The sequence below is a fragment of the Streptomyces sp. WM4235 genome, assembly GCF_001279725.1.
GTDB lineage: Bacteria > Actinomycetota > Actinomycetes > Streptomycetales > Streptomycetaceae > Streptomyces.
The window spans coordinates 42,176-67,933 of the sequence record NZ_LGDE01000238.1 but is presented as its reverse complement, the minus strand read 5'-3'; the positions used below and the strand labels follow the sequence as shown (position 1 = coordinate 67,933).

22 protein-coding genes and 1 riboswitch are annotated in these 25,758 nt (G+C 73.3%); of the genes, 8 read left to right on the top strand and 14 right to left on the bottom strand.

The window, feature by feature from the left end:
* Window positions 1-987, top strand: a 987-nt coding sequence (locus tag ADK55_RS18110) for an MBL fold metallo-hydrolase (protein ID WP_053680019.1), incomplete at its 5' end; no start/stop codon positions are given.
* Between the two features lie 39 nt (window positions 988-1,026).
* Here ADK55_RS18110 and ADK55_RS18105 read toward each other — a convergent pair.
* Window positions 1,027-1,662: a DedA family protein gene (locus ADK55_RS18105; protein ID WP_053680017.1), complete on the bottom strand. Its 636-nt coding sequence runs from the start codon at window positions 1,660-1,662 to the stop codon at window positions 1,027-1,029.
* Window positions 1,659-2,435, bottom strand: a complete 777-nt coding sequence (locus tag ADK55_RS18100) for an MBL fold metallo-hydrolase (RefSeq protein ID WP_053680014.1) — start codon at window positions 2,433-2,435, stop codon at window positions 1,659-1,661. Before ADK55_RS18100 ends, ADK55_RS18105 begins: the two co-directional genes overlap by 4 nt.
* A 119-nt stretch (window positions 2,436-2,554) precedes the next feature.
* On the opposite strand from ADK55_RS18100, the gene ADK55_RS18095 reads away from it, so the two are divergent.
* The 3 genes from ADK55_RS18095 (at window position 2,555) to ADK55_RS18085 (ending at window position 6,639) form a co-directional block, all read left to right on the top strand.
* Complete coding sequence (locus ADK55_RS18095; protein ID WP_053680012.1) at window positions 2,555-2,959, top strand: hypothetical protein; 405 nt, start codon at window positions 2,555-2,557, stop codon at window positions 2,957-2,959.
* Window positions 2,960-3,065: 106 nt separating this feature from the next.
* Window positions 3,066-5,186, top strand: a complete 2,121-nt coding sequence (locus tag ADK55_RS18090) for a phage holin family protein (protein ID WP_199826556.1) — start codon at window positions 3,066-3,068, stop codon at window positions 5,184-5,186.
* A 28-nt stretch (window positions 5,187-5,214) separates the two neighbouring features.
* Window positions 5,215-6,639 (top strand): amino acid permease, encoded by a 1,425-nt coding sequence (locus ADK55_RS18085; protein WP_078999079.1) that lies wholly within the window; start codon window positions 5,215-5,217, stop codon window positions 6,637-6,639.
* Between the two features lie 97 nt (window positions 6,640-6,736).
* Here the strand turns inward: ADK55_RS18085 and ADK55_RS18080 are convergent, their stop codons facing one another.
* Both ADK55_RS18080 and ADK55_RS18075 read right to left on the bottom strand, forming a co-directional pair.
* On the bottom strand, window positions 6,737-8,311 hold the full coding sequence (locus ADK55_RS18080; RefSeq protein ID WP_053680010.1) for an RNA polymerase sigma factor: 1,575 nt from the start codon (window positions 8,309-8,311) through the stop codon (window positions 6,737-6,739).
* A gap of 226 nt (window positions 8,312-8,537) precedes the next feature.
* A complete protein-coding gene (locus ADK55_RS18075; protein WP_053680007.1) occupies window positions 8,538-9,299 on the bottom strand; it encodes a methyltransferase domain-containing protein in 762 nt (253 codons plus the stop codon).
* Window positions 9,300-9,374: 75 nt separating this feature from the next.
* Window positions 9,375-9,470, top strand: a riboswitch (ZMP/ZTP riboswitch).
* A 28-nt stretch (window positions 9,471-9,498) separates the two neighbouring features.
* On the opposite strand from ADK55_RS18075, the gene ADK55_RS18070 reads away from it, so the two are divergent.
* Window positions 9,499-10,371: a bifunctional 5,10-methylenetetrahydrofolate dehydrogenase/5,10-methenyltetrahydrofolate cyclohydrolase gene (locus tag ADK55_RS18070; protein ID WP_053680005.1), complete on the top strand. Its 873-nt coding sequence runs from the start codon at window positions 9,499-9,501 to the stop codon at window positions 10,369-10,371.
* A gap of 114 nt (window positions 10,372-10,485) precedes the next feature.
* Here ADK55_RS18070 and ADK55_RS18065 read toward each other — a convergent pair whose 3' ends face one another.
* The gene (locus ADK55_RS18065) at window positions 10,486-11,967 is read right to left on the bottom strand and encodes an FAD-dependent oxidoreductase (RefSeq protein ID WP_159041444.1); all 1,482 of its coding nucleotides are present in this window, start codon (window positions 11,965-11,967) and stop codon (window positions 10,486-10,488) included.
* Window positions 11,968-12,283: 316 nt separating this feature from the next.
* The gene (locus ADK55_RS18060; RefSeq protein WP_053680003.1) at window positions 12,284-13,315 is read right to left on the bottom strand and encodes a hypothetical protein; all 1,032 of its coding nucleotides are present in this window, start codon (window positions 13,313-13,315) and stop codon (window positions 12,284-12,286) included.
* A 322-nt stretch (window positions 13,316-13,637) separates the two neighbouring features.
* On the opposite strand from ADK55_RS18060, the gene ADK55_RS18055 reads away from it, so the two are divergent.
* On the top strand, window positions 13,638-14,063 hold the full coding sequence (locus ADK55_RS18055; protein WP_053680001.1) for a hypothetical protein: 426 nt from the start codon (window positions 13,638-13,640) through the stop codon (window positions 14,061-14,063).
* Here ADK55_RS18055 and ADK55_RS18050 read toward each other — a convergent pair.
* The gene (locus ADK55_RS18050; protein WP_053679999.1) at window positions 14,049-14,837 is read right to left on the bottom strand and encodes a helix-turn-helix domain-containing protein; all 789 of its coding nucleotides are present in this window, start codon (window positions 14,835-14,837) and stop codon (window positions 14,049-14,051) included. The genes ADK55_RS18055 and ADK55_RS18050 overlap by 15 nt on opposite strands.
* Before the next feature lie 175 nt (window positions 14,838-15,012).
* Here ADK55_RS18050 and ADK55_RS18045 point away from each other — a divergent pair, with 175 nt between their 5' ends.
* Window positions 15,013-15,318, top strand: coding sequence for a 4a-hydroxytetrahydrobiopterin dehydratase (locus tag ADK55_RS18045; RefSeq protein ID WP_053679997.1), 306 nt, complete (start codon window positions 15,013-15,015; stop codon window positions 15,316-15,318).
* Window positions 15,318-16,070 (top strand): class I SAM-dependent methyltransferase, encoded by a 753-nt coding sequence (locus ADK55_RS18040; RefSeq protein ID WP_053679993.1) that lies wholly within the window; start codon window positions 15,318-15,320, stop codon window positions 16,068-16,070. The genes ADK55_RS18045 and ADK55_RS18040 overlap by 1 nt, the downstream gene beginning before the upstream one ends.
* Before the next feature lie 69 nt (window positions 16,071-16,139).
* Here the strand turns inward: ADK55_RS18040 and ADK55_RS18035 are convergent, their stop codons facing one another.
* The 7 genes from ADK55_RS18035 to ADK55_RS18005 form a co-directional block, all read right to left on the bottom strand.
* On the bottom strand, window positions 16,140-16,565 hold the full coding sequence (locus ADK55_RS18035) for an RICIN domain-containing protein (protein WP_053679991.1): 426 nt from the start codon (window positions 16,563-16,565) through the stop codon (window positions 16,140-16,142).
* 19 nt (window positions 16,566-16,584) lie between these two features.
* Window positions 16,585-17,433 (bottom strand): aldo/keto reductase, encoded by an 849-nt coding sequence (locus tag ADK55_RS18030; protein WP_053679988.1) that lies wholly within the window; start codon window positions 17,431-17,433, stop codon window positions 16,585-16,587.
* A 122-nt stretch (window positions 17,434-17,555) separates the two neighbouring features.
* Window positions 17,556-18,329: an ABC transporter ATP-binding protein gene (locus ADK55_RS18025; RefSeq protein WP_053679986.1), complete on the bottom strand. Its 774-nt coding sequence runs from the start codon at window positions 18,327-18,329 to the stop codon at window positions 17,556-17,558.
* Window positions 18,326-21,193: an ABC transporter permease subunit gene (locus ADK55_RS18020; RefSeq protein WP_053679985.1), complete on the bottom strand. Its 2,868-nt coding sequence runs from the start codon at window positions 21,191-21,193 to the stop codon at window positions 18,326-18,328. The genes ADK55_RS18025 and ADK55_RS18020 overlap by 4 nt, the downstream gene beginning before the upstream one ends.
* Before the next feature lie 9 nt (window positions 21,194-21,202).
* The gene (locus ADK55_RS18015; protein WP_053679983.1) at window positions 21,203-22,471 is read right to left on the bottom strand and encodes an ABC transporter substrate-binding protein; all 1,269 of its coding nucleotides are present in this window, start codon (window positions 22,469-22,471) and stop codon (window positions 21,203-21,205) included.
* A 120-nt stretch (window positions 22,472-22,591) separates the two neighbouring features.
* Entirely contained in the window at window positions 22,592-24,415 is a 1,824-nt protein-coding gene (locus ADK55_RS18010; protein WP_053679981.1) for an AMP-dependent synthetase/ligase, read from the bottom strand.
* 328 nt (window positions 24,416-24,743) lie between these two features.
* Window positions 24,744-25,595, bottom strand: a complete 852-nt coding sequence (locus ADK55_RS18005; RefSeq protein ID WP_053680028.1) for a LysR family transcriptional regulator — start codon at window positions 25,593-25,595, stop codon at window positions 24,744-24,746.
* Between the last annotated feature and the right edge of the window lie 163 nt (window positions 25,596-25,758).

Genomic DNA, 25,758 nt, shown 5'->3' with positions numbered 1-25,758 from the left:
GCCGCCCCCACCGCCCCGCCCGAGGCGGCCGTGCCCCGGCCGCTCGGCGAGGTCCGTCGGTGGCCGCGTTCCTTCGCGCATCGGCTGACGACCCCCCTGCCCGGCGTCCGCGCGCTCGCCCGACTGGCCCGCGAAGGAGCCCTGCGACCCGGCCCGGAAGGGCTGCGCGGCATCCCCGACCTGCCCTGCACCCCCGCCCCCGTGCCCGAGGCCCGGCCCGGGACGGTGTCCGTCACCTGGGTCGGCCACGCCGGCTGGGTCCTGCGGACCGGCGGGCTGACCGTGCTCACCGACCCGGTCTGGTCCCGGCGCATCCTGGGCACCCCCGCCCGGTTGACCCCCGTCGGCGTGCGCTGGGAGGACCTGCCGCCCGTCGACGCGGTGGTGATCAGCCACAACCACTACGACCACCTCGACGCCCCCACCCTCAGAAGGCTGCCCCGCCACACGGCCTGCTTCGTCCCCGCCGGCCTCGGACGCTGGTTCCGCCGCCGCGGCTTCGAGCGGGTCACGGAACTCGACTGGTGGGAGTGCGCCGAACTGGGCGGCGTCCGCTTCGAGTTCGTCCCCGCCCACCACTGGTCGAAGCGGTCGCTGCTCGACAGCTGCCGGACCCTGTGGGGCGGGTGGATCCTCACCGACACGGAGCACGGCAAGAAGGTCTACTTCGCCGGGGACACCGGCTACGGGCACTGGTTCGCGGAGATCGGCCGCCGCCACCCCGGAATGGACCTGGCGCTGCTGCCGATCGGCGCGTACGCCCCGAGATGGTGGCTCCGCGACGTGCACACCGACCCGGAGGAGGCGGTGCGGGCCTGCCTCGACCTCGGGGCCCGGCGGATGGCACCGATGCACTGGGCCACCTTCGTCCTGTCCGCCGAGCCGGTCATGGAGCCCCTCCACCGGGTGCGCGCGGCCTGGGAGCGGGCCGGACTGGACCGCGAGCGGCTGTGGGACCTGCCGATCGGCGCCTCCCGCACGTTCTGACGCACCGCCCCCGGTACCCGTGTGCGCCGACCCGTGTTCTCAGACCGAATCGCGTCGGACGCGGCGCCAGAGCGCCGGCGCCGCACTGATCAGCAGGGTCAGGCCCACCGCGAGGGCCACGCCCTTCCAGGGTTCCGAGAAGAGCGAACCGCCCAGGATCCCGATCAGGCCGTACGTCGCCGCCCACGCCAGGCACGCCGGCGCGTCGCCGCGCGCGAACCGGCGCAGCGGCATCTCGGCCAGCAGGCACGCCAACATGACCGGGATGCGGCCCGCCGGCACCAGTCGCGAGACGACCAGCACCAGCACGCCGTGCTCGTCGAGCTTCGTCTGAGCCTGTTCGAGCCGCTCCGGGGTGGCCCGTCCCCGCAGCCGCTCCAGCCATCGCGAGCCGCCCCGCGAGTGCACCCCGCGCCGCCCGAGCCAGTACAGGGCGAGGTCCCCGACGAACGCCGCGAACGCCGAGACGCCGAACACCAGCAGCAGTCCGAACGGCAGGTTGTCCTGGTGGAAGGCCACCACCGAGGCCGAACTCACCAACGCCCCGGTCGGGATCACCGGCACCAGTGCTCCGAGCGCCACGAGCAGGAACAGCGCCGGGTACCCGACCGCCTGCCGGGTGCCGTCCGGCGGGACCTGCCCGACCGCCGCCGCGAGGAGGTCGCGCCAGGTCACGGCAGCCGCACCCGCTCGCCGTGGTCGGGCACCCGCACCGTCACCTTCGGCGCGAGCCGCCCCGCGAACCGGGCGAACTCCTCGCCCGGCGCGTGGAACTCGTGCGGCCGCACCGCGTCCATGCCGATGGGCCAGTACGTCCCGTAGTGCACCGGCACCGCCGCCGCGGGCGCGAGGTCCGCCAGCGCCCGCGCCGCCCGACCCGCGTCCAGGTGCCCCGCCCCCAGGTACGGCCCCCAGCCGCCGACCGGGAGCAGCGCCACGTCCACCGGCCCGACCTCGTCGACCATCGTGTCGAACAGCCCGGTGTCCCCGGCGAAGTACGTCCGTGCCGCGCCCTCGATCACGTACCCGAGCGCCGGTGCGAGCCGCGGTCCGTACGGCAGCCGCCGGCCGTCGTGGCGTGCGCTGACCGCCCGGACCCGTACGCCGTCCCGTACGGGGACCACGTCGCCCGGCGCCACCTCCGTGACCGCCAGCCCCCGGGCCGTCGCCACCCGCGCCAGCCCCGGCACGGCCCGGCGGGCGCCCCGGGGCACCAACAGCCGGGTCCCCGGCGCGAGCCGGGCCAGGGAGGGCAGGTGCAGATGATCGGAGTGCAGGTGCGAGACCACCGCCACGTCCGCCTCGGCCGCCTGCGGCGGCGGCACCGCCCCGCGGCGTCGCCGCAGGTGTGCGAACCGGCGTGCGAACAGCGGGTCCGTCAGGAACCGGAGTCCGGAGTCCTCCACCGTGCACGTGGCATGCCCCCACCAGGTGATCTCCACCGGCACCGGTGCTCCCTCCCTCGACAGGTCCTGTCGACCTTAGATCCTGTCCCGTCGAACCGCCCGCAATCGGAACCCGACAGCCCTCTCCTCGACGGCCGCGGATCGGAGTAGGGTCGGGCGCCATGGATGAGTTGCGCGTGGCCGCTATCGCAGGCATGGCCCCGCTCGAGGAACTCGACGTCGACCCCTTCGCCGTGGACACCCGCAGCCAGCACGCGATGTGCGCCCGCTGGGCCGCGGACCGCGGCCACGTCGTCACCCGGCACCTGCTGGTCTACGGCCTGCGCCACGACCACTGCGGACTGTGGTCCGACGTCGACGCGGGACGGGTCGACCTGTTCGTCGCCGCCAACCACCGGGTGCTGGCCCGGGCGCTGCGTTCCGTCGAGGACTTCACCGCCGAGTGCGAGCGGCGCGGGATCCGGCTGGAGATCGCCGGGCTGGAGGAGCCGACGTACACCTCCGCGATGAAGGCGGAAGTGCACCGCCGGCTGTCCATGCCGACGGCGGGCTACGACGGTACGTAACACGACCTGACCGGCGGCTTCCGTACGTTCGTGCGCCACCTGTGTCGCCCGGCCGCGTTCGCGGCGCTGTGCGACGCTGGCAGTGAACCACGAACGGGGGTACGGAGTGTGGCGCGGACGGTGGCGCACGGCGGGCGGCGCACTGGTGAGGGTGATCCTCGTGTGGGCGGTGTCCACGCTCACCATGCTCGCCCTGGCCGGGATCCTGCCGGACTTCCGGCTCCAGTCCGACGACGGTGACAGCGTCACCCGCATCGCGCTGACCGCCGCCTGGGGCGCCGGGGCCTTCGGCCTGTTGAGCGCGCTGGTGTGGCCGTTGCTGGTCCGGGCCCTGCTGTTGGTGCCGGCCCTGCTGCTGGGGCTGCTCGTCTTCTTCCTCAACGGCTCGCTGCTGCTGATCGCGCTCAACCTGATCCCCGACGGGCGCGGCGAGGTGGCCCCCGAGACGGCCGTGGTCGTCGCCGCGGTCATGTCCGCGGTGGCGTCGGCCACGTCCACGGCCCTGGCCGTCCGCGACGACGACGCGTACCGCCGCCGGCTCCACCGGCTCGCCGACCGGCGCCGGCGCAGGCAGCTGCGCTCGGGTGCCCCCGGCGCGGGCGAGAGTCCCCCCGGGCTGGTCTTCCTCCAGCTCGACGGGGTCGGGTACGAGGTGCTGCGCCGGGCCGCGGGGTCCGAGGCGATGCCCACCGTCGGCGACTGGCTGGAGCGCAGCCACCGCGTCATGTCCTGGCGCACGGACTGGTCCAGCCAGACGGGTGCCAGCCAGCTCGGCATCCTGCACGGCTCGAACTTCGACGTGCCCGCCTTCCGCTGGTACGAGAAGGACACCGGCGAGATCGTGGTGTGCAACCGGCCCACCAGCGCCGCCGAACTCCAGCGCCGCGCCATCGAGCGGACCGGCGACGGGGGACTGCTCACCCTGGACGGGGCCAGCCGCGGCAACCTGTTCAGCGGCGGCGCCGACCAGCTCGCCCTGGTGCTGTCGGTGTCCGCGCGGCGCGGCCGGGCCAACCGCTCCCGGGCGGGCTACTTCGCGTACTTCTCGGACCCGGCCAACGCCGTCCGCACCGCCCTCTCCTTCGTCGCCGAGGTGGGCCGCGAGATCGGCCAGTCGATCCGCGCCCGGATCCGGCACGAGGTGCCGCGCGTGGGCCGCGGCGGGCTCTACCCGATGATCCGGGCCTTCGCCACCGTCGTCGAGCGGGACGTGGTCGTCGCGGCGGTGATCGGGGACATGCTCGCCGGCCGCGCCTGCGTCTACGCGGACCTCGTGGCCTACGACGAGGTCGCGCACCACTCCGGCCCGCACGGCCGGGACACCGACCGGGTGCTCTCCCGCCTCGACCGGAGCCTCGCGCTGATCGCCCGGGTCGCCGAGCACGCGCCCCGCGCCTACCGGATCGTGCTGCTCTCGGACCACGGCCAGAGCCCGGGGGAGACCTTCCTGGGCCGGTACGGCCTCACCCTCAAGGACCTCGTCCGGGCGGGATGCGGGCTCCCGGTCTCGCGCCGGGCCGGCGGCACCCGCAGCGGCGCCGAGGCGCGCGCGGCGGTCCGCGCGGCCCTGAACAGGCCGGTGGAAGAGGGCGAGGAGGCCGACCCGAGGGGTGGCTCCGACCCGGTGGTCCTGGCGTCGGGGAACCTCGGGCTGATCTCCTTCCCGGACCTGCCCGGGCGGGCCGATCGGGCGTGGATCGAGCGGACCCACCCGGCGCTGCTGGCCACGCTGGCCAACCATCCGGGGGTCGGGTTCCTGCTGGTCGACGGCGAGGTGCTGGGCCCCGGCGGCGCGGTGGCCCGGCTGGACGAGCCGGGAGCGGCGGAGCGGCTGCTGGCGGACTTCGGGCCGGGCGCGGCCGACGCCGTCCGGCGGACCGACTCCTTCCCGCACGTGGCGGACGTCATGGTCAATTCGGCGTTCGACCCGGCCGACGGGACCGTGCACGCCTTCGAGGAGCAGATCGGCTCGCACGGCGGCCTGGGCGGTGAGCAGGGGCACCCGTTCCTGATGTGGCCCACCGAACTGTCGGACCCGGGGACCGGGCTGGTCGGCGCCGAAGCGGTGCACGAGGTGTTGCGTCGGTGGCTCCGCGAGGCGGACGGCCCGCAGGTCCCGTTGGCCGCCCCGTCCACGGCCGCGGTACCGCAGGATCACCCGCCGAAGCCCGACGTGAGCGGAATCCTTCCTTCCGTAGAGCTGTCCGTACAGGACGAAACCCGCTGATTTGGTGCGGCCTTGACGGTGCCCGACGATGTGTCGACCTGTCCAGCATGTGAAACACCAGAGGCGCACCACCGTGAGCACCACCGTGAGCACCACCCCCTTCCCCGCCCCCGTCCCCACCGACGAACAGGCGAGCCCGCACGCCCGCCGCTTCGGCCTGCCGATCGCGACCTGCCTGGTCATGGGCAACATCATCGGAGGCGGGATCTTCCTCCTCCCCGCCGCGGTGGCCCCCTTCGGCACGATCAGCCTCGTCGCCTTCGCCGTGCTCACCGTCGGCGCCATCGCCCTCGCGCTCGTCTTCGGCCGGCTCGCCGAACGCAACCCGCAGACCGGTGGCCCGTACGTCTACGCCCGCGCGGCCTTCGGGGACTTCGCCGGCTTCCTCGCGGCCTGGAGCTACTGGATCACCACCTGGGTCTCCAACGCCGCCCTCGCGGTCGCCGCCGTCGGCTACCTCACGGTGCTCTTCCCCGCCATGGGCGAGCACAAGTGGTCCATGTGCCTGGGCGCACTCGCCGTCCAGTGGCTGCCCGCGCTCGCCAACCTCGCGGGCACCCGCTACGTGGGAGCCGTCCAACTGGTCTCCACCGTACTGAAGTTCGCCCCACTGCTGCTGGTGGCCGTCGGCGGGCTGTTCTTCTTCGACCCGGCCAACCTCGGTCCCTTCCAGGCCACCGACCAGAGCGCCGTCGGCGCGATCTCCGCCGCCGCCGCGATCCTGCTCTTCAGCTACCTCGGGGTCGAGTCCGCCGCCGTCAGCGCCGGCGAGGTCCGCGACCCGGCCCGCAACGTCGGCCGCGCCACCATCCTGGGCACCACCGGCGCCGCCACCGTCTACCTGCTCGGCACCCTGTCCGTCTTCGGCCTGGTCGCGCACGCCACGCTCGTCACCTCCGAGGCCCCCTTCAGCGACGCCGTCGACGCCATGTTCGGCGGAACATGGGGCGGCACCCTCGTCGCCTGCGCCGCGGTGATCTCGATGGTCGGCGCCCTCAACGGCTGGACCCTGCTCAGCGCGCAGACCCCGTACGCCGCGGCCAAGGACGGGCTCTTCCCGAAGGTCTTCGAGACCAAGAGGCGCGGGGTCCCGATCGTCGGGGTCCTCGTCACCGTCGTCCTGGACTCGGCCCTGACCGTCTACAACTACACCGCGGGCACCGAGGGGGTCTTCGAGATCCTGGTGCTGGTCACCACCTTCACGGCGACCGTCCCGTACCTGCTCTCCAGCGCCGCCCAGATCTACTTCCTGGTCTCGGGGCAGTCCGCACGCGTCCACCGCGGCCGGCTGGTCCGTGACACCGTCCTGGCCTGCGCGGCCTTCGCCTTCTCGATGTGGCTCGTGGCCGGCTCCGGGTACGCGGCCGTGTACCAGGGCGTGCTGTTCCTCTTCGTGGGCGTGGTCGTCCACGCCGTGATGTCCGCCCGCAGGCAGCGCGCCACGGCCGCCTGACCGGCGGGCGGCCCGTACGGACCGCCCAAGCCCCAGCCGTACACGCCACGGGGGCCCGGGGCGTTCTGCCGACCGCCCCGGGCCCCCGTGCCCGCTTCTAGTCGAGGTAGTCGCGCAGCACCTGCGAACGCGACGGGTGACGCAGCTTCGACATGGTCTTCGACTCGATCTGACGGATGCGCTCACGGGTGACCCCGTACACGCGGCCGATCTCGTCCAGGGTCTTCGGCTGGCCGTCGTTGAGGCCGTACCGCATGGAGACCACGCCCGCCTCGCGCTCGGAGAGCGTCCCCAGGATCGACTGCAGCTGCTCCTGGAGGAAGGTGAAGGACACCGCGTCCGCCGGCACGACCGCCTCGGAGTCCTCGATGAGGTCACCGAACTCGCTGTCGCCCTCCTCACCCAGGGGGGTGTGCAGGGAGATCGGCTCGCGGCCGTACTTCTGGACCTCGATGACCTTCTCGGGGGTCATGTCGAGTTCCTTGCCCAGCTCCTCCGGAGTGGGCTCCCGGCCGAGGTCCTGGAGCATCTGCCGCTGGACACGGGCCAGCTTGTTGATGATCTCGACCATGTGGACGGGGATGCGGATCGTGCGCGACTGGTCGGCCATGGCACGCGTGATCGCCTGCCGGATCCACCAGGTCGCGTACGTGGAGAACTTGAAGCCCTTGGTGTAGTCGAACTTCTCCACCGCGCGGATCAGACCGACGTTGCCCTCCTGGATCAGGTCCAGGAAGAGCATGCCGCGGCCCGTGTAGCGCTTGGCGAGGGAGACCACGAGACGGAGGTTGGCCTCCAGCAGGTGGTTCTTGGCCCGGCGACCGTCCTCGACGAGGATCTCCAGCTCACGCTTGAACGTGGCCTTGTGGTCCTCCTCCTCTTCGAGCTTGTACTCGGAGAAGAGACCCGCCTCGATGCGCTTGGCGAGCTCGACCTCCTGCTCGGCGTTGAGCAGCGGCACCTTGCCGATCAGCTTGAGGTAGTCCTTGACGGGGTCCGCGGTGGCACCGGCGACCATGACGGTCTGCGCCGGGGCGTCGTCCTCGTCGTCGTCGGACAGCACGAAGCCCTGGGTCCCGCCGACCTTCGGAGTCTCCTCCTCGGCCTCGTCGGCCAGGTCCTCGGCCGCCCAGTCCTCGCCCCCGGCAGCGGGGGTCTCGCCCTCGTCGCCGTCCTTGGCGCCCTTCTTCGTGGCGGCGGTCTTCTTCGTGGCCGTCGCCTTCTTCGCGGCGGTCTTCTTGACCGTCCGCTTCTTCGGCTCGGCGGCGGCCTCGGCCGCCACCTCCTCCTCGGTCCCGGAGGCCGACGGTGCGGATATCGCCGCGGCGGTGGCGGGGACCGCCGTCTTGCGCGCGCCGATGGGGCGCGGCGCGGCGGCGGCCTTCTTGGTCACGGTGCGGGCCGGGGCGGCAGCCTTGCGCGGCTTCTTCGCAGCGGCCTTGGTGGCGGGGGCGGCGCTGACGTGGAGGGCGACACCCTCCTCGTCCAGGACCTGGTTCAGGCTGCGCAGGACCCGCTTCCACTGGTCCACCGGGATGCGGCCGGCCTCGAAGGCCTGGCGCACGTCATCACCGTTGATGTGACCCTGCTCGCGGCCGCGCTCGACGAGCGCGACGAGGGCCTCCGATTCGGCGATCTCCGGAGGGAACGTACGGGACGGGCTGAGCGACACAAGGAGCCTCTCGTTGCGAACAGATAAGGGGTGAGCGGGACATCATCGCGCGACTTCGGGAAACAGACCCGAGGGGGGTCTGTATTCCGGGGCCGCGCGAGGACACCTGTCGGTTCATCGCATGCCCGAGTCGATTCGTTACGCGCTGAATTGAGTGACCTGCGCCACGCTGTGGCGACGCAACCGATCCGACGTGGATCCGTCCGCCCTCCCGCGCCCTCCCGGCTCAGCCCGTTTTGCGGGCCTCGACGAGGAAGCGGGCGGTGTGCGCGACGAACGGGCCTTCGCGTTCGATCCGTTCGTGGAGCTCGCGCAACCGGTCCCGGTAGTGCCCGACCGTGAAGCCCGGCACCATCCAGATCACCTTCCGTAGAAAGTAGATCACGGCTCCGATGTCGTTGAACTCCGTCCGCAGTCGTTCGGAGCGCAGATCGACGATTTCCAGGCCCGCCTTCCGGGCGTCGGCGACGGCATCATCGGGGTGCCGGCCGCGCCGGACCTCCTCCGGCTGCGGGCCCAGGAAGTACTCCACCAGCTCGAAGACGCTGGCCGGACCGACCTGCTGCGAGAAGTACGTGCCGCCCGGTGTCAGCACGCGGGCGATCTCGTCCCACCAGACGGTCACCGGATGCCGGCTGCTGACCAGCTCGAAGGCCTCGTCCCCGAAGGGCAGCGGCGGCTCGTCGGAGTCGGCGACCACCACCGCGCCCAGCGGGTGCAGGAGCCGGGTCGCCTTGGCGACGTTCGGCGGCCAGGACTCGGTCGCCACCGTCAGCGGCGGCAGGACGCCTGCCCCGGCGAGCACCTCGCCGCCACCGGTCTGGACGTCGAGGACGGAGGAGACCCGGGACAGACGTTCGCCGAGGAGCTTCTGGTAACCCCACGAGGGGCGCTGTTCGGTGGCGCGGCCGTCGAGCCAGGAGAAGTCCCAGCCGTCCACGGAAACGGACTCGGCCTCGGCGACAAGATGGTCGAAAGTACGCGTCATCCCCCGATCGTCGCAGGCCGCAAGCCGGTCCTCCACCGGGTATCGACGCCCGCGCGCGGGCGTCGACTACAGTGGGCGGCGGGCCGTGACTGGCGTTCGGGTGGATCACCACCGGGGAGCGGCCCGGCGTACCGGTGGGTACGTCGACTGCCGCGCGCCTGGGCGAACCGCGATTCCGCAGCGACGCCCAGGAGATCCCATGACGACTGCCCAGACCGCCCGGCTCATGGACGGCACCGCCGTCGCCCGCCGCATCTCGGAACAGACCGCCGCGCACGCCGCGAAGATCACCGAGCGCACCGGCACCGCCCCCTGTCTGGCGACCGTGCTGGTCGGCGAGGACCCCGCGTCCGTGACCTACGTACGGATGAAGCAGAACCGTTGCGCCAAGGCCGGGATCACCTCCCGCCACGTCGAGCTCCCCGCCGAGACCACCACCGCGGAACTGGTCGCCGCCCTCACCGCGCTCTCCGAGGACCCGGAGATCAGCGGCATCCTCCTCCAGCACCCCGTGCCGCACCACATCGACGAGCGGGCCGCCTTCGAGGCCATCGCCCCAGGCAAGGACGTCGACGGTGTGACGATGCACTCCTTCGCCGCCATGGGCTTCGGCCTGCCCGGCTTCGTCTCCTGCACCCCCGGCGGCATCATGCGCCTCCTGGAGGCGTACGACGTGGACCTGACCGGCAAGCACGCCGTCGTCGTCGGCCGCAGCGCGATCCTGGGCAAGCCCGCCGGCATGCTGCTGTTGGAGCGCAACGCCACCGTCACCTACTGTCACTCCCGCACCGTGGACCTGCCCTCGATCGTGCGCCAGGCCGACGTGCTGGTCGCCGCCGTAGGCAAGGCCGAGTTCATCCGGGGCGAGGACATCAAGCCGGGCGCCGTCGTCCTGGACGCCGGCTACAACGCGGGCAACGTCGGCGACGTCCACTTCGAGTCGGCCGCCGCCCGCGCCGCCCTGATCACCCCGGTCCCCGGCGGTGTCGGCCCGATGACCATCGCCGTGCTCCTGGAGCAGACCGTGCGGGCCGCCGCCGCGCAGGCCGGGCTGGACCTCGCCGAGCTCTGACCCGGCCGCACGCCCGATCCCGTACGACGACCGCCCCGGCCCCCTTCGGGCCGGGGCGTCCCGTTTCCCCGGCCCGCGGCCGCTGCCCGGTCCCGCCCGGCCCCGTACGACGCCTCAGGGGCGGCCGACCGGGTCGGCGGGGGCGCCGCTCGGGTCGCCCCCGACCGGGCCGTCCTCGGCGCCCGGGCTCCCGGGCCGGTCCAGCCCGCCCATGGTCCGCTCGGCCGCCGTGAGCGGCGCCGCCTTGTGGGCACCCTCCCCGGAGGCCCGCAGCACGCGCCAGAGCACGTCCGGGCGGAACCAGTGGGTGGGCGGGCTGCTCATGGTGATGACCTGGAGGAAGGCGCCCGTGAGCTGCTCCTGCGTGGTGGCGCCGGTCATCAGCCGGCTCACGTACCGCGTCACCAGCGCGGAGCCCGGCCTGGACTTCATGCCGGTCGCCGTCGCCTCCGGGTAGAGGATGTCCTGCGAGGTCGCGAGTTCCCAGGCCGTGGAGACCTGCGGGGCGAGCGCGCGCTGCGCCGCACGTCCCACGGAGGGTGTGGCGAGCCCCCGGGCGCGCAGCAGGTCGCGTACGGCCAGCAACCCGCGGGCGGCGACGGACATGCCCTGCCCGTACAGCGGGTTGAAGGTGGCGACGGAGTCCCCGACGGCGAAGAAGCCCTCGGGCAGGTCGGCCTTCTCGAAGAAGATGCGGCGATTGGCGGTGCCCTGGGTCACGGACACCTCGGTGAGCGGCTTCTTTCCCTTCAGCAACTCGCCGACGACCGGGTCCCGCACTTCCATGGCGAACGGGATGAACGCGTCCGGGTCGGCGGTCGGCTGGCCGCCGCGGGTGCCCGAGAGGGTGGCCTGCCACTGGCCGTTCTCGATGGGGACGATCGTCGCGGTACGACCGGGCACGGGCACCCGCGGATCGGACTGCACGTTGACGATGGGGAAGCCCATCGCGTGGCTTCCGGCGGGCGCCTCGAAGATCCGGGTCGCGTAGACCAGGCCGGAGTCGACCTCCGCCTGCTCGATCTCACCCACCCCCAGTTCCTGGAGCCAGGTCCGGCTCCGGGAGCCGCGACCGCTCGCGTCGACGACGAGGTCCGCGGTGATCAGCCGGTCCTCCTCCTCGGGGGTGTCGACGCGGACCCCGGTGATCCGGGACGCCGTGCCCTCCAGGCCCCGTACCCGGCTCCGCTGGAGGGTGCGCACCTCCTTGAGGCCGAGGACCTTCGCGCGAACCACCGAGTCGAGGAGGTCGCGGCTGCACGAGATGCTGAACTGCTTCTCCCCGCACCGTGGCAACCAGCCCTCCGCGGCCTTGGTGACGAGCTCGACGGGCAGGCTGCGACGCAGGGCGCCCGCGGCCGTCCACTCCCCGATGACGCCCGGCAGTATCTCCTCGATGGCGCGCGCCCCGCCCGACCACAGGACGTGCACGTGGCGGGCCTGCGGCAGGCCGCGGCGCGGAGCGGGGCCCTCGGGCAGCGTGTCGGCGTCGATGATCGTGACCGTGGCGTGTTGGGCGAGGACGGCTGCCGTCAGAAGGCCGGACATGCTGCCGCCGATGACGACGACATGACGGGGTGCGGAAGGCTGGGGCATCGTGTGGTGGCTCTCTGTCGGGGCCGCACGGGAGACGGCGACACAAGTGAAGTGGTGTGCTCGGGCCACCGGGGGGTGCGGCCGGCGTCCGGTCAACGGGCCCTGTCGATCCGGGACTTGACCCGTCCGATCGCCATGGACGGTCGAACCTCCCGGGAACGGGGCGGGGTTCGTGCGTCGACCCGGGAACGGGGCGGGGCGGGGGATCGGCGTGGGGCCGGGGCGCGGGGCGCCGCAGCGCGCGGCCCGAGGGTCACTCGGGCGGGCCGGCCGCGGCCTGGGTCGGAGTCGGAGCCGCGCGGAGCCCGGGTGGCCCTCATGGCGCGCCCCCCTCGGGGCCCCGTACCGGGCCCCGGCCGGCAGGCCCCGGGTCCCCGGTGGGGCGGACGTCGAGACGGCCCTCCCGGGCGAGCAGATCGTCCAGGTGGTCGGCCAGGGACTTCCAGCCCGCGGGGGAGAGCAGTCCGGCGCGGGTGACGATGCTGCGTACGTCGTGTGCCCGCAGGACCGCGAGCATCGGGTTCTCGGCCTCGTGCGCGGCCGACCCCAACTCGTGCTCGATCCCGGCCAGGGCAGCGGCCAGCGCCTCGGTGTCATCGGCCAGCAGGAAGCCGCCCTCCACCCCGTAGAACCGCTGGATCCCGGCGGCCGCGGCCAGACTGGGCAGGCCCTCGCCCTGCGCGAGGCGGGTCAGCGACTGCCCCGACGCGTCGAAGGAACGCGCGATGGCCGTCAGGGAGTACGGCCGCCCGTCCTCCCGGGGCCGGGTGCGGCGCAGGTGCTCGAAACGCTCCCGGACCTGCTGCCGCAGCGGAAGCCGCGCCGGCCGGCCGTCGAGGGTGAGGCGGATGGCCTCGGGGGTGATGCCGGTGAGGAAAGACAGACGGTCCAGGTCGTCGGGGGCGCCCCGCCCGGCGGGGGCGCCGGCCAGGGCCCGTTCCACCGCGCTCTTGTTGTCGGCCAGCAGGAAGCCCGCGAAGACCCCGAAGAACCGCTGGATCCCGGCCGCGTGCCCCAACCCGGGCAGTCCCGTACCCGCGTTGAGTGGGCCCAGGGAGGCGCCGGGCGCCCCGAAGTCATCGGCTACGGCGGCGAGCGACCACTCCCGGCCGTGCTTGTCACGCCGAGTCTCGCGCAGCCGCAGGAAACGACGGTGCACCCGCCGGGTCAGGGGGACTTCGGGAGCTTCGCCGGCCAAGACCCGTGGGATCAGCTCCGGATCGACGCCGGAGAGGTGGCTGAGCCGCTCGACGGACAGCACGTCGGCCGGGTCCTGTCCGCGCTGCCGCGCCAGCCTGTCGACACGGTCCCGGAGCGCGGTCAGGTCGGGTCGGGCGGCGGCTCGCACCGGAAACTCTCCGTATGTCGCTCGGGCGTTCGGGCTGCCCGAAGCCTAGCCCGCACCCCCGCGCCGAACCAGCGCGACCCCCACCTTCCCTTCGCTCCACCTCAAAGAAGTTGGGCACCCGCTCGAAGGAGTCGGGCACCCGCGGCCTGCGCACGACCTCGGGGCAGAGCCCTTACCCAGAGCCCTTACCCCCGAGGTAATCGACCCCGCCCGGGCCCGTCGGCACAGTGGGACGCATCGGGTTCCGGGGTCGCGCACTCGGCTCCGGGACCCGGTGTCCCACCACCTCGCGCATCCGATCCTCGACGGAGGTCGATCCACCATGTCCGCAACCCCCCTCGCCGGCATCGCCCACACCACCGGGCCCCGGGTCGTGCTGCGCCGGTTCCTCGCGCTCGACGCACTGGTCACCACCGGCAACGGGCTCGCCTACCTGGCCTTTTCCGCGCCGCTCGGCCGACTCCTGGGCGTCGACTCGACGACCCTGCTCGTCCTCGGAGTGATCCTCGCCCTGTACGGGGCGGGCGTCGGGTGGGTGGCCTCCCGCCGCCGGCCGCCGGTCCTCCCCGTCCGCCTCGTCATCGAGACCAACTGCCTCTGGGTGGCCCTGAGTCTGGCCTCGGCACTCCTGTGGTTCACCCCGACCGTCGCGGGCGCGGTGTGGATCCCGGCACAGGCGCTCGTCGTCGCCGGGTTCGCGCTCGCCCAGTGGCTCGCGCTGCGCGGTGTGGCCTCAGGGGACCAGTGAGCGCAGGTACTTCACCGTCGCCGGGTCGGCGGGCAGCAGGGTCTCGATGGCCAGCTCGGCGACGGTCACGTCCATCGGCGTGTTGAAGGTGGAGATGGACGACACGAAGGACAGGACGTGCCCGTCGTGCTCGATCCGCAGCGGCAGCGCGATGTTCGCGACCGCCTGCCGCGGCTCCCCGTGATCGGCCCGCTCCGCCACGGGGTAGGCCGCCACCTCCTCGTACAGCGCGCGCAGCGGCTCCGAGCGCGACAGGGCGATCTGCCGCTCCATCTGTTCCAACAGGTGCCCGCGCCATTCCCGCAGGTTGAGGATCCGCGCGGCCAGGCCCTGCGGATGCAGGGTCAGCCGCATCGCGTTCAGCGGCGGCGCCAGCAGGTGCTCGGGCACGCCGTCCAGCAGCAGCGCGACGCCCCGGTTCGCGGCGATCACCTGATAGGTGGCGTCCACGACCAGCGCCGGATACGGCTCGTAGCCCGCCAGCAGTCGCTCCAGAGAGTCCCGAAGGACCTCCATCGACGGGTCGTCGAGCGGGGTGTGCGGGTAGCGGGGCGCGTAGCCGGCCGCCAGCAACAAGGCGTTGCGCTCCCGCACCGGGACGTCCAGGTGCTCCGCGAGCCGCAGCACCATCTCCTCGCTCGGCCGGGAACGGCCGGTCTCCACGAAACTGATGTGCCGCGACGAGGAGTCGGCGCGACCCGCCAGCTCCAACTGGCTGATCCCGCGCCGCTCCCGCCAGGTGCGCAGCATCACGCCCACACTCACCGTCGTCATGTCCCGACGGTAGCCCAGCGGGCCCGGCCCGCGGTCCGGGGCCGGCCGCCGCGGCGACGACGCGCGGACGCGCCGGCACGCACCGCCGCGCGGGACCCGCCGGCGGGCCCGCGCTGTGGGAACCTTGACCCCACGTCAGGCGATGGAGCCGACCGAGTCGTGAAGGAGTGTGCGGATGTCGGGCGAGCCGCTTTCCCAGAAGGAGATCGAGGACCGGTTGCGGGAACTCCCGGGCTGGGCCTTCGAGGACGACCGGATCCTGCGCACCTACCGGCTGGGCAGCCATTTCGCGGCGAGTGCCCTCGTCGCCCACATCGCGTCGGTGCAGGACGAGTTGAACCACCACTCGGACCTCACCCTGGGCTATGACACGGTCCGCGTGTCGGTGAACACCCACAGCGCGGGCGACGCCGTGACCGAGACCGACTTCGCCCTCGCCGAACGACTGGAGGCCCTGGCTCCCGCCCACGGGGCGAACTGATGCCGATACCGCGTTCCCCGCTCGACTACGACGCCGAGGCCGAGGCCTACGACGCCACCCGGGGCGGCGCCCCGCGCGCCGAGGCAGCGGCGGCCGCGGTGCTCGACCTCGTCCCGGCCCGCGCGCCAACCCTGCTCGATCTGGGCTGTGGCACGGGCATCGTCACCGCCCGACTGCGGCGCCCCGGGCTGCGGGTACTGGGCGCGGACGCCTCGTACGGCATGGCGACGATGGCGGCGCGGCGCGGGATCCCGGTGGTGATCGCCTCCGGGACCGGGCTTCCGGTGCGGTCCCGGTCGGTGGGCGCCGTGAGCGCGGTGTGGCTCCTGCACCTGCTGCGGGAGCCCGGGGTGGTGCCGCGACTGATCGCGGAGGTGGCGCGGACGCTGCGGCCGGGCGGGGTGTTCGTCACCACCGTGGACAAGGACGCCGCCCACGACGTCGGCGGCGACATCGACGAGGTGCTCGCACCGCATCTCACGTCGACCCCGGCGGACGCCTCGGCCGAGGTGACGGCCTACGCCGCGCAGGCGGGTCTGCGGCCGTGCGGGGAGACCCTGTTCACGGGCTTCGGCCAGGGCGTCACCCCGCGCGGCGCGGCCGAGGCGCTGCGCGCGGGACGGTACGCGTCCCGCGTGCTACCCAGGGGTGCCACCGTCGAGGAGGTCGCGACCCGGCTGGGGGCGCTGCCCGAACAGGATGTTCCGCGCGCGGACCCGACGTACCGCCTGGCCGCCTTCGTACGCGACTGACGGCGGACTGGCGGCGGACGGCCGGGGGCGAAGGGCGCGGGGACGAAGGGCGCGGGCGGGAGTGGCGGGTCAGGCGGGTTCCAGGCGCCACCACTGGGCCGGCGAGTCGGTGTCCTCGCACTGGCGGGCCCGCCCCTCCTCGTCCGCCTCCAGCGGGAGCCCGCTGATGACGGCGATCAGGGAGACCACACCGGGGTCGTCCAGGTGCTCCTCGACGATCCACTCCTGGGCGCCGAACGCGTTGGCCTTCCACACCTGGACCCGGGTCCCGCTGTCCACGGACGCGTTCGCGACGTCCAGCCGTTTGCCGTTGTGCACGCTCACCACGTGGAAGATCCCACCGCCGCCGTACACCGGCGAGATCTCCCACTGGTCTGCGGACGCGGGCGCGGGCGGGCCGTCCGGCCCCACCCGTACCCGGTTCCCGCTCTCCACCTGGAGCAGCAGCCCGCTGCCCACGTTGCGGAGTCGGTAGACCCCGTCAGGAACGTTCACCCGCACACCCTCGGCTCGCTCACATGTCGAAGACGGCCGGGTCGGGCCCGAGCCGCCGGCCCGCCGTGCCGGCGCCCAGGGCGTCCAGCGCGGCGATGTCGTCGGCATCCAGTTCGAAGCCGAGGACATCCAGATTCTCGCGGATGCGCGCGGGCGTCACGGACTTGGGGATCACGATGTTGCCGAGCTGGAGGTGCCAGCGCAGTACCACCTGCGCGGCGGTGCGACCGTGCTTGGCGGCGATCGAGGCGACGGCGGGAAGCGTGAGCAGCTCCTTGCCCTGGCCGAGCGGGGACCAGGCCTCGGTGGCGATGCCGAGGTCGGCGTGCAGGGCGCGCAGCGCGCTCTGCGGGAAGAGCGGGTGCAGTTCGATCTGGTTGACCGCCGGAACCAGGTCGCTCACGGTCCGGATCCGTTCCAGGTCCTCGGGGCGGAAGTTCGACACGCCGACCGCCTTGGCGCGACCGCTCGCGGCGATCTCCTCGAAGGTCTTCCAGGTGGTGAGGACGTCGTCCCGCATGGGGCGCGGCCAGTGGATCAGGTACAGGTCGACGTGGTCGAGGCCCAGCCTGGAGAGCGATTCGTCGAAGGCGCGCAGGACCTCGTCGCGGCCCCAGACGCGGTCCGGGCCGTTCCACAGCTTGGTGGTGACGAACAGCTCCTCGCGCGGCACCCCGGCGCCCGCGATGGCCCGGCCGGTGCCCTCCTCGTTGCCGTAGATCGCGGCCGTGTCGATGCTGCGGTAGCCGGCCTCCAGGGCGGTGGTGACGGCCTGTTCCGCCTCGTCGTCGGGGACCTGCCAGACGCCGTAGCCGAGCTGGGGCATGAGGGTGCCGTTGTTGAGCTTGATGCCGGGGACCTGGTTCACGTCGGGTCGTTCCTCGTCGTCGGGTACAGGTGTGCGGATGCGGACCCGGCGGTACCGCCGGGTCCTGCGAGGGGCCATAACCGGCCACTCGCGGCGCGCATTCCCGCCAAATGGGTGGTTATTCAGGAGGCTCCCAGATAGGCCCGCCGCACCCGCGGGTCCGCCCGCACCTCGGCCGCCGTCCCCTGGGCGAGCACGGTCCCGAGGTCCAGTACGACGACCCGCGCGCAGAGCTCCATCACGAAGGCCACGTTGTGCTCGACCAGCAGCACCGCGCACCCCTCCTCCTCGGCGAGCCGCCGGACGACCGCCGCGAGCCGCTCCCGCTCGGGCGCCGACATCCCCGACGCGGGCTCGTCCAACAACAGCACCCTCGGCCGGTCGGCCACCGCGCGGGCCAGCTCCACCATGCGGGCCCGGCCCACGGGCAGCCCGCCCGCGTACGCGTCCCCGAGCTCACCGATCCCGCAGCCCTCCAGCACCCGCGCGGCCCGCTCGCGGCGCTCCCGCTCCCTGCGCCGGCGGGCCGGCGCGGCGATCAGGTCCGCGACCGGACCGCCCCCACCACCGCGCCACTCCTGGGCGACGAGCACGTTGTCGGCCACGCTGAGCTGCCCGAAGAGCTGCTGCCGCTGGAAGGTCCGGCGCACCCCGTGCCGGGCCCGCCAGGCCGGGGAGCGGCGGGTCACGTCCACCCCGTCGAGCAGCATCCGGCCCCGATCGGGGCGGCGGATCCCGGACAACACGTCGAACAGCGTGGTCTTGCCGGCCCCGTTCGGGCCGATCAGACCGCACACCTCCCCGGCCCGGACCCCGAGGTCCACCCCGGTCAGCGCCCGGACCCCGCCGAAGCGCACACCGACCCCGACCGCCTCCAACACGTACGGCGCCGTCATCGGACCATCCCCAGGTAGGCCTCGGTCAGCCGGTCGGCCTCCACCTCGGCGCGCGGGCCGCACCAGGACACCCGCCCCTGGGACAGGTAGGCGACCGTGTCCGCGATCCCGAGGATCTCCGCCGCCTTCTCCTCCACCAACAGCAGCGCGGTCCCGGCGGCCCGGAGCTCGACGAGCAGCCCGTACACCTCGTCCACCACGCGCGGCGCGAGTCCCAGGGAGGGCTCGTCGGCGATCAACACCCGCGGCGGACGCTGCAACAGCGGAGCCAGCGCCAGCAACTGCTGCTCCCCGCCCGACAACGCGCCGGCGGGCACCCGGCGCCGCTCCCGCAGCCGGGGGAACCGCCCGAGCACGGCGTCCCGTTCGGCCGGGTCCCGCAGGTGGATCGCCAGGTTCTCCTCGACGTCGAGCGAGGGGAAGATCCCCCGCCCCTCGGGAGCGAGCAGCACCCCGCCCCGCGAACGGCGCACGGCCCCCTCCCGCGTCACGTCCCGCCCGGCCACGAGCACCCGGCCGTCACCGGCGGTCAGCACCCCGGCCGCGACCCGGCACGCGGTGCTCTTCCCGGCCCCGTTGGGCCCGAGCAGGGCGAGGATCTCGCCCCGCCGCACGACGAGGTCCACGCCGTGCAACACCGCCCCACCGTCGTACCCGGCCCGTACCCCCCGCAACTCCAGCGCGACGGGGCGCCCGGCCGGGCCGACCCCGCCGGCGGGGTCGGCCCGGGGCCCGGGCACCGCCGCCGCCCTCGCGCTCTCGACGCCACCCCCCACCCGTTCGGCCCCGCCGGCGAGCGTGGCGCGGGAGCCCGGGGGCGGAGCCCCCGAAACGACCCGGGGTGCGGCTCCGACCTCGGTCCCGGCTCCGGCCTCGGTCCCGGCTCCGGCCTCGGTCCCGGCGGAGGCCTCGGTCCCGACCCCGACCCCGGCGGAGGTTCCCGTCCCGGCAGCGCGCCCGGCGCGCCGCCTGGCCAGCCGTACCGGTACCGCGGCGCAGTAGCCGTCCGGGTCGTTGGCCAGGGCCAGACCCGCCAACCCGAACAGGATCACCGGCAGGTGCGCCGACGCCGTCACGTAGTGCGCCATCAGTTGGGGGGCGACCGCGAACACCAGCCCCGCCACCACCGCGTACTGCGGCCGCCGCACCCCCGCCGCCACCACCACGGCCAGCCACACCAACCCGGTCATCGCCGTGAAGTCCGTGGCCGTGATCCGGGTGTTGTACGAGGCGTACATGACGCCCCCGAACCCCGCGAGCCCGGCCGACAGCGTGAACAGCAGCAGCTTCGTCCGCAGCACGGACACCCCGGACGCCATGGCCGCCGCCGGGGCCGACCGCACGGCCAGCATGGCCCGGCCCGAGGGGGAGTCGCGCAGCGCGCCCAGCGCGGCGGCCACGACGGCGACGAGCACCACCAGGGTCACCCCCATCGCCCGGTCGTCGGACAGGTCCACCGGGCCGAGGACCGGCCGAGGGATCGACCAGCCGGAGTCCCCGTTGCGCAACCACCGCGACTGGAACAGCACCTGGTCGGCGAGGAACGCCAGCGCCAGTGTCGCCAGGGCCAGGGACCGTCCCCCCAGCCGCAGCGCCGGCAGTGCGACCAGGGCGCCCAGGACGGCGGCCACGCACGTGCCCACCGCCAACGCCGCCACGAACGGCCACCCCCGGCTCATCAACAGCCCGGCCACCAACGCCGCCCCGGTCACGAAGGTCGCCTGCGCCAACGACACCATCGCGCCGAGCCCGGTGACCACGGTGAACGACATGAACACCAGGGCGATGGCCAACCCCTGGGCGAGCAGTCCGCTCCAGAACGGGGTCGTCACGGTGTAGAAGGCCACGCACAGCAGCCCCGCGGCCGCCGCCCACACCCCCCACCGCCGCGCCCACGAGGCCCCGGCCAGGTGGTCCACCGGCGGCGCGTCCGCGGCGATCGTCCCGGCGGTCCGCGCCCGCCGGGTCAGTACCAGCAGCCCGCCGAACAGGATGAGGAACGGCACGGCCGTCCGGAACCCGGTGATCCGCTCGGCGAACGAGGCGTAGCCGGCGACCAGGTTCTGCAGCACCCCCAGCCCCAGCCCGCCCGCGAACGCCAGGGGGACCGACGCGAACCGTCCGATCACGGCGGCCGTCGCCGACACGAACAGGAACAGGGTGAAGTCGTGCGCGGACAGGCCCAGGAGCGGGGTCGCCAGCACCCCGGCGAGCCCCGCCAGCCCGGAGGCGATCATCCACGCGACCGAGGACAGCCGGTCGGCGCTGATGCCGCGCAGTTCGGTCAGCGAGCGGTTGTCGACGGCGGCCCGCAGCGTCAGCCCCAGGCGGGTGTGTCGCATCAGCACCCACAGGGCCACCGCCACCACGGCCGTCACCACCCAGGTGATCAGCTGATCGGAGTCGATGCCGACGCCCTCGGCGAGCTGCCAGGACCGTGCCGGGCTCGGCCCCACCCCGGGAAGCCCGAACTGGTTCTCGGCGGGCTTCACCGGCGCCCCCGCGTCGCCGAGCAGCTCCACCGCCCACAGTCCGGCCGCCGGCAGCGCCACCAGCAGCCCGATGGTCGCCACGATCTGCGCGGTCTCCCCGACCCGGGCGAGTCGCCGGAACATCAGCCGGTCCAGCCCCCAGCCGATCACGGGCGCCACGCCGAACACCACCAGGAGCGCCGCGGGGACGGCCGGCCGGCCCAGTCCGGAGTGCAGCTCGTAGAAGGTGAGCGCGCACAGGTAGGCGGTGGCCCCGTGCGCGAAGTTGAAGAGCCCGGACGCCGAGTACGACAGCACCAGCCCGGTGGCCAGCAGCGCGTACAGGGCGCCGGAGACCAGGCCGCTCAGGACGAAGACGAGCAGGTCACCCATGCCGCGGGCCTACTTGAAGGGGATGGGTTGGTGGCACGCGAACGGGACGGCGACCTCGTACGCGCCGTCCCCCAGCCGGACGAGCGCCCCGCAGCCGAAGCTGTCCTTCTGCCCCTTGGGCTCCGCTCGGTCACCGACCAGCGTGCCGGTGTCGGAGAAGGTCCGCGCGGCGCTCTGGAAGGTCTCCGGGGTGAGGTTCCTGCCGGCCTTGCCCGCGATGGAGAGGAACAGGTCCGCGGACATGTACCCGGTCATCATGTGCATGTTCAGCGGCACATTTCGCCCGCCGGCCGCCGCCTTGATGTCGGCCTTGAACCGGGCCATCGCCGGGGACCGCGACTCGAACGGCTCGAACTGCAGGAGTACGTACACCCCGTCCAGCGCCTGCCGGGTGGCGTCCTTCGCGAGCAGCCCCGGGTCGTAGTCGGTCGGGTCGGTGAGCACGCCCCGGTAGCCGGCGCGCTTGAGCGCGGTGAACAGGCCGATGTTGTTGGGGGTCTGCATGACGGAGACGACGGCGTCGGGGGCCTTGCCGCCGTTGCTCGTCAGCATCTCCTTCACGTACGCCGACCAGTCGCTCGGCACGGCGGTGCCGGGCACCGACGCCTTCGCGTAGGACACCGTGAATCCGGCGCTGCCGAATCCCTGTCGGAAGGTGGCCACGCCGAACTTCCCGGCGTCGCTGTCATTGGCGATGATCGCGACCGACTTGCCGGCCGCCCCGCCGAGGATCCGGGCGATGCCCTCGGGCCAGGTCTGGTTGATGGTGCCGCCGGGGGTGGGGACCAGGCAGCCGTTGAACCCGTAGATGTACTCCGGTCCGCAGAAGGAAGGCAGGGTGCCCCAGCCGAAGGTGGGCACCTTCTCGCGCTGGAGGAAGTCCGCGCCGGAGAAGGTGACGGAGCTCATCGGGGAGACCGCGAAGACCTTCTCCTGCTGGACGAGCTTGCGGGCGGCGGCCGTGTTCTTGCCGGGGTCCTGGCCGTCGTCCTCGGCGCCGATGTAGTCGATCGTGCGGCCGTTGACACCGCCCTCCGCGTTGGCGCGCAGGTAACGGGCCTTCGCGCCGAGGTCGGTGTCCTTCTTGCTGTATCCACTGGCGCTGGTCATCGACACGATGCCACCGACCTTGATCGAGTCGGCGGTGACCCCGCGCGTGGCACCCGGTGTGTTCCCGAGCCCGCCCGGCGAAGTGCCGTTGGTGGAAGCCGAGTTGCAGGCGGTGAGGAGCGCGAGGGCAGCCGCCGCGGCGGCGAGGGCGTGGATGGGTCGCAGCATGTGGAATCCCCTCCGGTCGGAATCCCCGCATTCTGTGCGCGGCCTGACGCACCGTCAATATCGCCGACCAGGTGAAATGACGGATCGTCAGATCATGCTCGCCGGAGCCGCCCCGACCCGTCAGCCCTGGTACAGGGCCGCCACCTCCGTGGCGTAGGCCTGCTCGATCGCCCGCCGCTTCAACTTCAACGACGGTGTCAACAAACCCCGTTCCTCGGTGAACTGCTCGGCCAGCACCCGGAACGTACGGATCGCCTCCGCCTGCGACACCAGGGTGTTGGCGGCCACCACCGCACGGCGCACCTCCGCCGACAGCTCCGGGTCGTGTATCACCCGCGCCGCCGCCTGCTGGGGCAACCCCCGCATCGAAAGCCAGTGCGCGACCCCCTCCATGTCCAGGGTCACCAGAGCCGCGATGTAGGGCCGGTCGTTGCCGACCAGGACACACTGCGACACCAGGGGATGCGAGCGCACCCGCTCCTCCAGCGCCGTCGGGGAGACGCTCTTCCCGTTCGACGTCACCAGGATCTCCTTCTTGCGCCCGGTGATGGTCAGATACCCGTCCGCGTCGAGCCGGCCCAGGTCCCCGGTCGCCAACCAGCCGCCGCGCAGCACCTCCTGCGTGCCGTGCGGATCGTTGAGGTACCCGGAGAAGACGTGCCCCCCGTGCAGCCAGACCTCCCCGTCGTCCGCGATGTGCACCGAACCGCCCGGGATGGGCGGGCCCACCGTTCCGTACTTCGTCGCCCCCGGCGGATTCGCCGTGGCGGCGGCGGAGGACTCCGTCAGCCCGTACCCCTCGTACACGGTGATCCCGGCGCCGTCGAAGAACAGCCCCAGCCGGCGCGACATCGCCGACCCGCCCGACATCGCGTGCCGCACCCGCCCGCCCATCGCCTCGCGGACCTTCCCGTACACCAACTTCTCGAAGACCTGGTGCTCCACGCGCAGCGCGGCCGACGGCCCCGGCCCGCTGCCGAAGGCCTTCTGCTCGCGGGCCTCGGCGTAGCGCACCGCCGTTTCCACCGCCCGGTCGAAGGGGCCCGTGCGGCCCTCCGCCTCCGCCTTGCGGCGGGCCGCCGCGAACACCTTCTCGAAGACGTACGGCACCCCCAGCACGAAGGTCGGCCGGAACGCGGCCAGGTCCGGGAGCAGTTCGGCCGCCGCCAGCACCGGCTGGTGACCGAGCTTCACCCGGGCCCGGACGGCGGCGACCTCCACCATCCGACCGAAGACGTGCGCGAGGGGCAGGAACAGTAGCGTCGAGGGCTGCTCGCCCGGGCCGGCGCGGAAGACCGATTCCCAGCGGTCGACCATGGTGTCCGCCTCGAACATGAAGTTCGCGTGCGTCAACACACAGCCCTTGGGGCGACCCGTGGTCCCCGAGGTGTAGATGACCGTGGCGGTCGCGTCGGGCGTCACCGCGCGACGGTGGCGGTGCACCACGTCCTCCGCGACACCGCGCCCGCCCTCGACCAGCTCCGCCACCGCACCCGCGTCGAGCTGCCAGAGCCTGCGCAGGTCGGGGAGGCGTTCGATGACGGAGCCCACCGTCATGGCCTGGTCCTCGTTCTCCACGACACAGCCGGTGCACGAGGAGTCGTACAGGATCCAGTGCACCTGCTCGGCCGACGAACTCGGGTAGACCGGCACCGGCTGGGCGCCGATCGCCCACAGCGCGAAGTCGAACAGCGTCCACTCGTACCGGGTCCGGGACATCACGCCCACCCGATCCCCGAACCGGATGCCCTGGGCCAACAACCCCTTCGCGAGCGCCAGCACCTCATCGGCGAGTTCCCCGGAGGTGACGTCCCGCCAGACCCCGTCCGTCTTGCGGCCGAGCACCACCCGGTCCGGATCCTGCCGGGCATGTTGGAAGACGACGTCGGCCAGACCGCCGACCGGCACGTCGGTGACCACGGGTGGGACGGTGAATTCGCGCAAGGGCCCGCTCCTCTCCGCGCAGTTTCGCTCCGCACGGCGCCGGTGACGGTACCCCACGCGGGGGCCCGACGGGAGGAGGTCCGAACAACCGATGCGAAGCCATCACCACTGGTCAGCGCCGTGGGCGCGGGGCCCGTGGAGATCGACGGGAGATCGATGGGAGATCGATGGGTGATCGACGGAGGAACGGGCCCGGATCTCCACGACATCTGCGCGAGCCCCGCACCGCGACCGCCCGGCCCCGGCCCGCGTTCGCAGGGCCCCCGGCCCGTGTCCCGAGGGTCCCACGGCCCGTGTCCGCAGGGCCCCCGGCCCGTGTCCGCAGGGGTCAGGCCGGCCGGCTCAGTCGGTCGCCGCCCGAGAGGATCGCCCCCGCCAAAGCCTCCGCGGCCGGGGTCGGCCGGTGCCCCTGGAGCAACGCGAACTCGACCGGCCCCAGTTCCGGCAGCCCGCCCACCCGGACCAGGCCCGGCGGGATCAGCCCGCGGGTGTGCGCCATCACGCCGAGCCCCGCCCGGGCCGCCGCGATCAGGCCGCTCAGGCTGCCGCTCGTACACGCGATCCGCCAGGCCCGCCCGTCCCGCTCCAGGACCTCCAGGGCCCGTGCGCGGGTGATTCCCGGCGGCGGGAAGACGATCAGCGGAACAGGACGCTCGGGGTCCAGCCGCAGCCCCTCCGCGCCGATCCACACCATCCGGTCCCGCCACACCAGCCGACCCCGCTCGTCCCCCCGACCGCGCCGCTTGGCCAGCACGAGGTCCAGTCGCCCCGCGTCCAGCCGCTCGTGCAAGGTGCCCGACAGCTCGACCGAGAGCTCCAGGTCCACCTCGGGGTGCTCGTGCCGGAATCCCTCCAGCACCTCCGGCAGCCGGGTCAGCACGAAGTCCTCCGACGCCCCGAACCGCAGCCGCCCCCGCAGCCGGGTCCCGGAGAAGAAGGCCGCCGCCCGCTCGTGCGCCTCCAGGATCGTGCGGGCGAAACCCAAGAGGGCCTCACCGTCCTCCGTCAGCTCCACACTGTGCGTGTCCCGGACGAACAGCGGCCTGCCGGTGGCGTCCTCCAGCCTCCGGACGTGCTGGCTGACCGTCGACTGCCGTACGCCGAGCCGTCCCGCCGCCTGCGTGAAGCTGAGCGTCTGGGCCACCGTGAGGAACGTGCGCAACTGAACCGGGTCGTACATGCCGTTCATGGCCCCACGCTATCGCTGTTCGTGATGACAGTCAGTTCGGTATGCGGGTTTCCCGATCACTGCCCGGTGCCCGACGATGAAGGAGGCCAGGCGTCCCGCGCCGAGCCCCCTCCCGACGTCCCGCCGCGACCCGCCGAGCCCCGAGGCGGTCAGG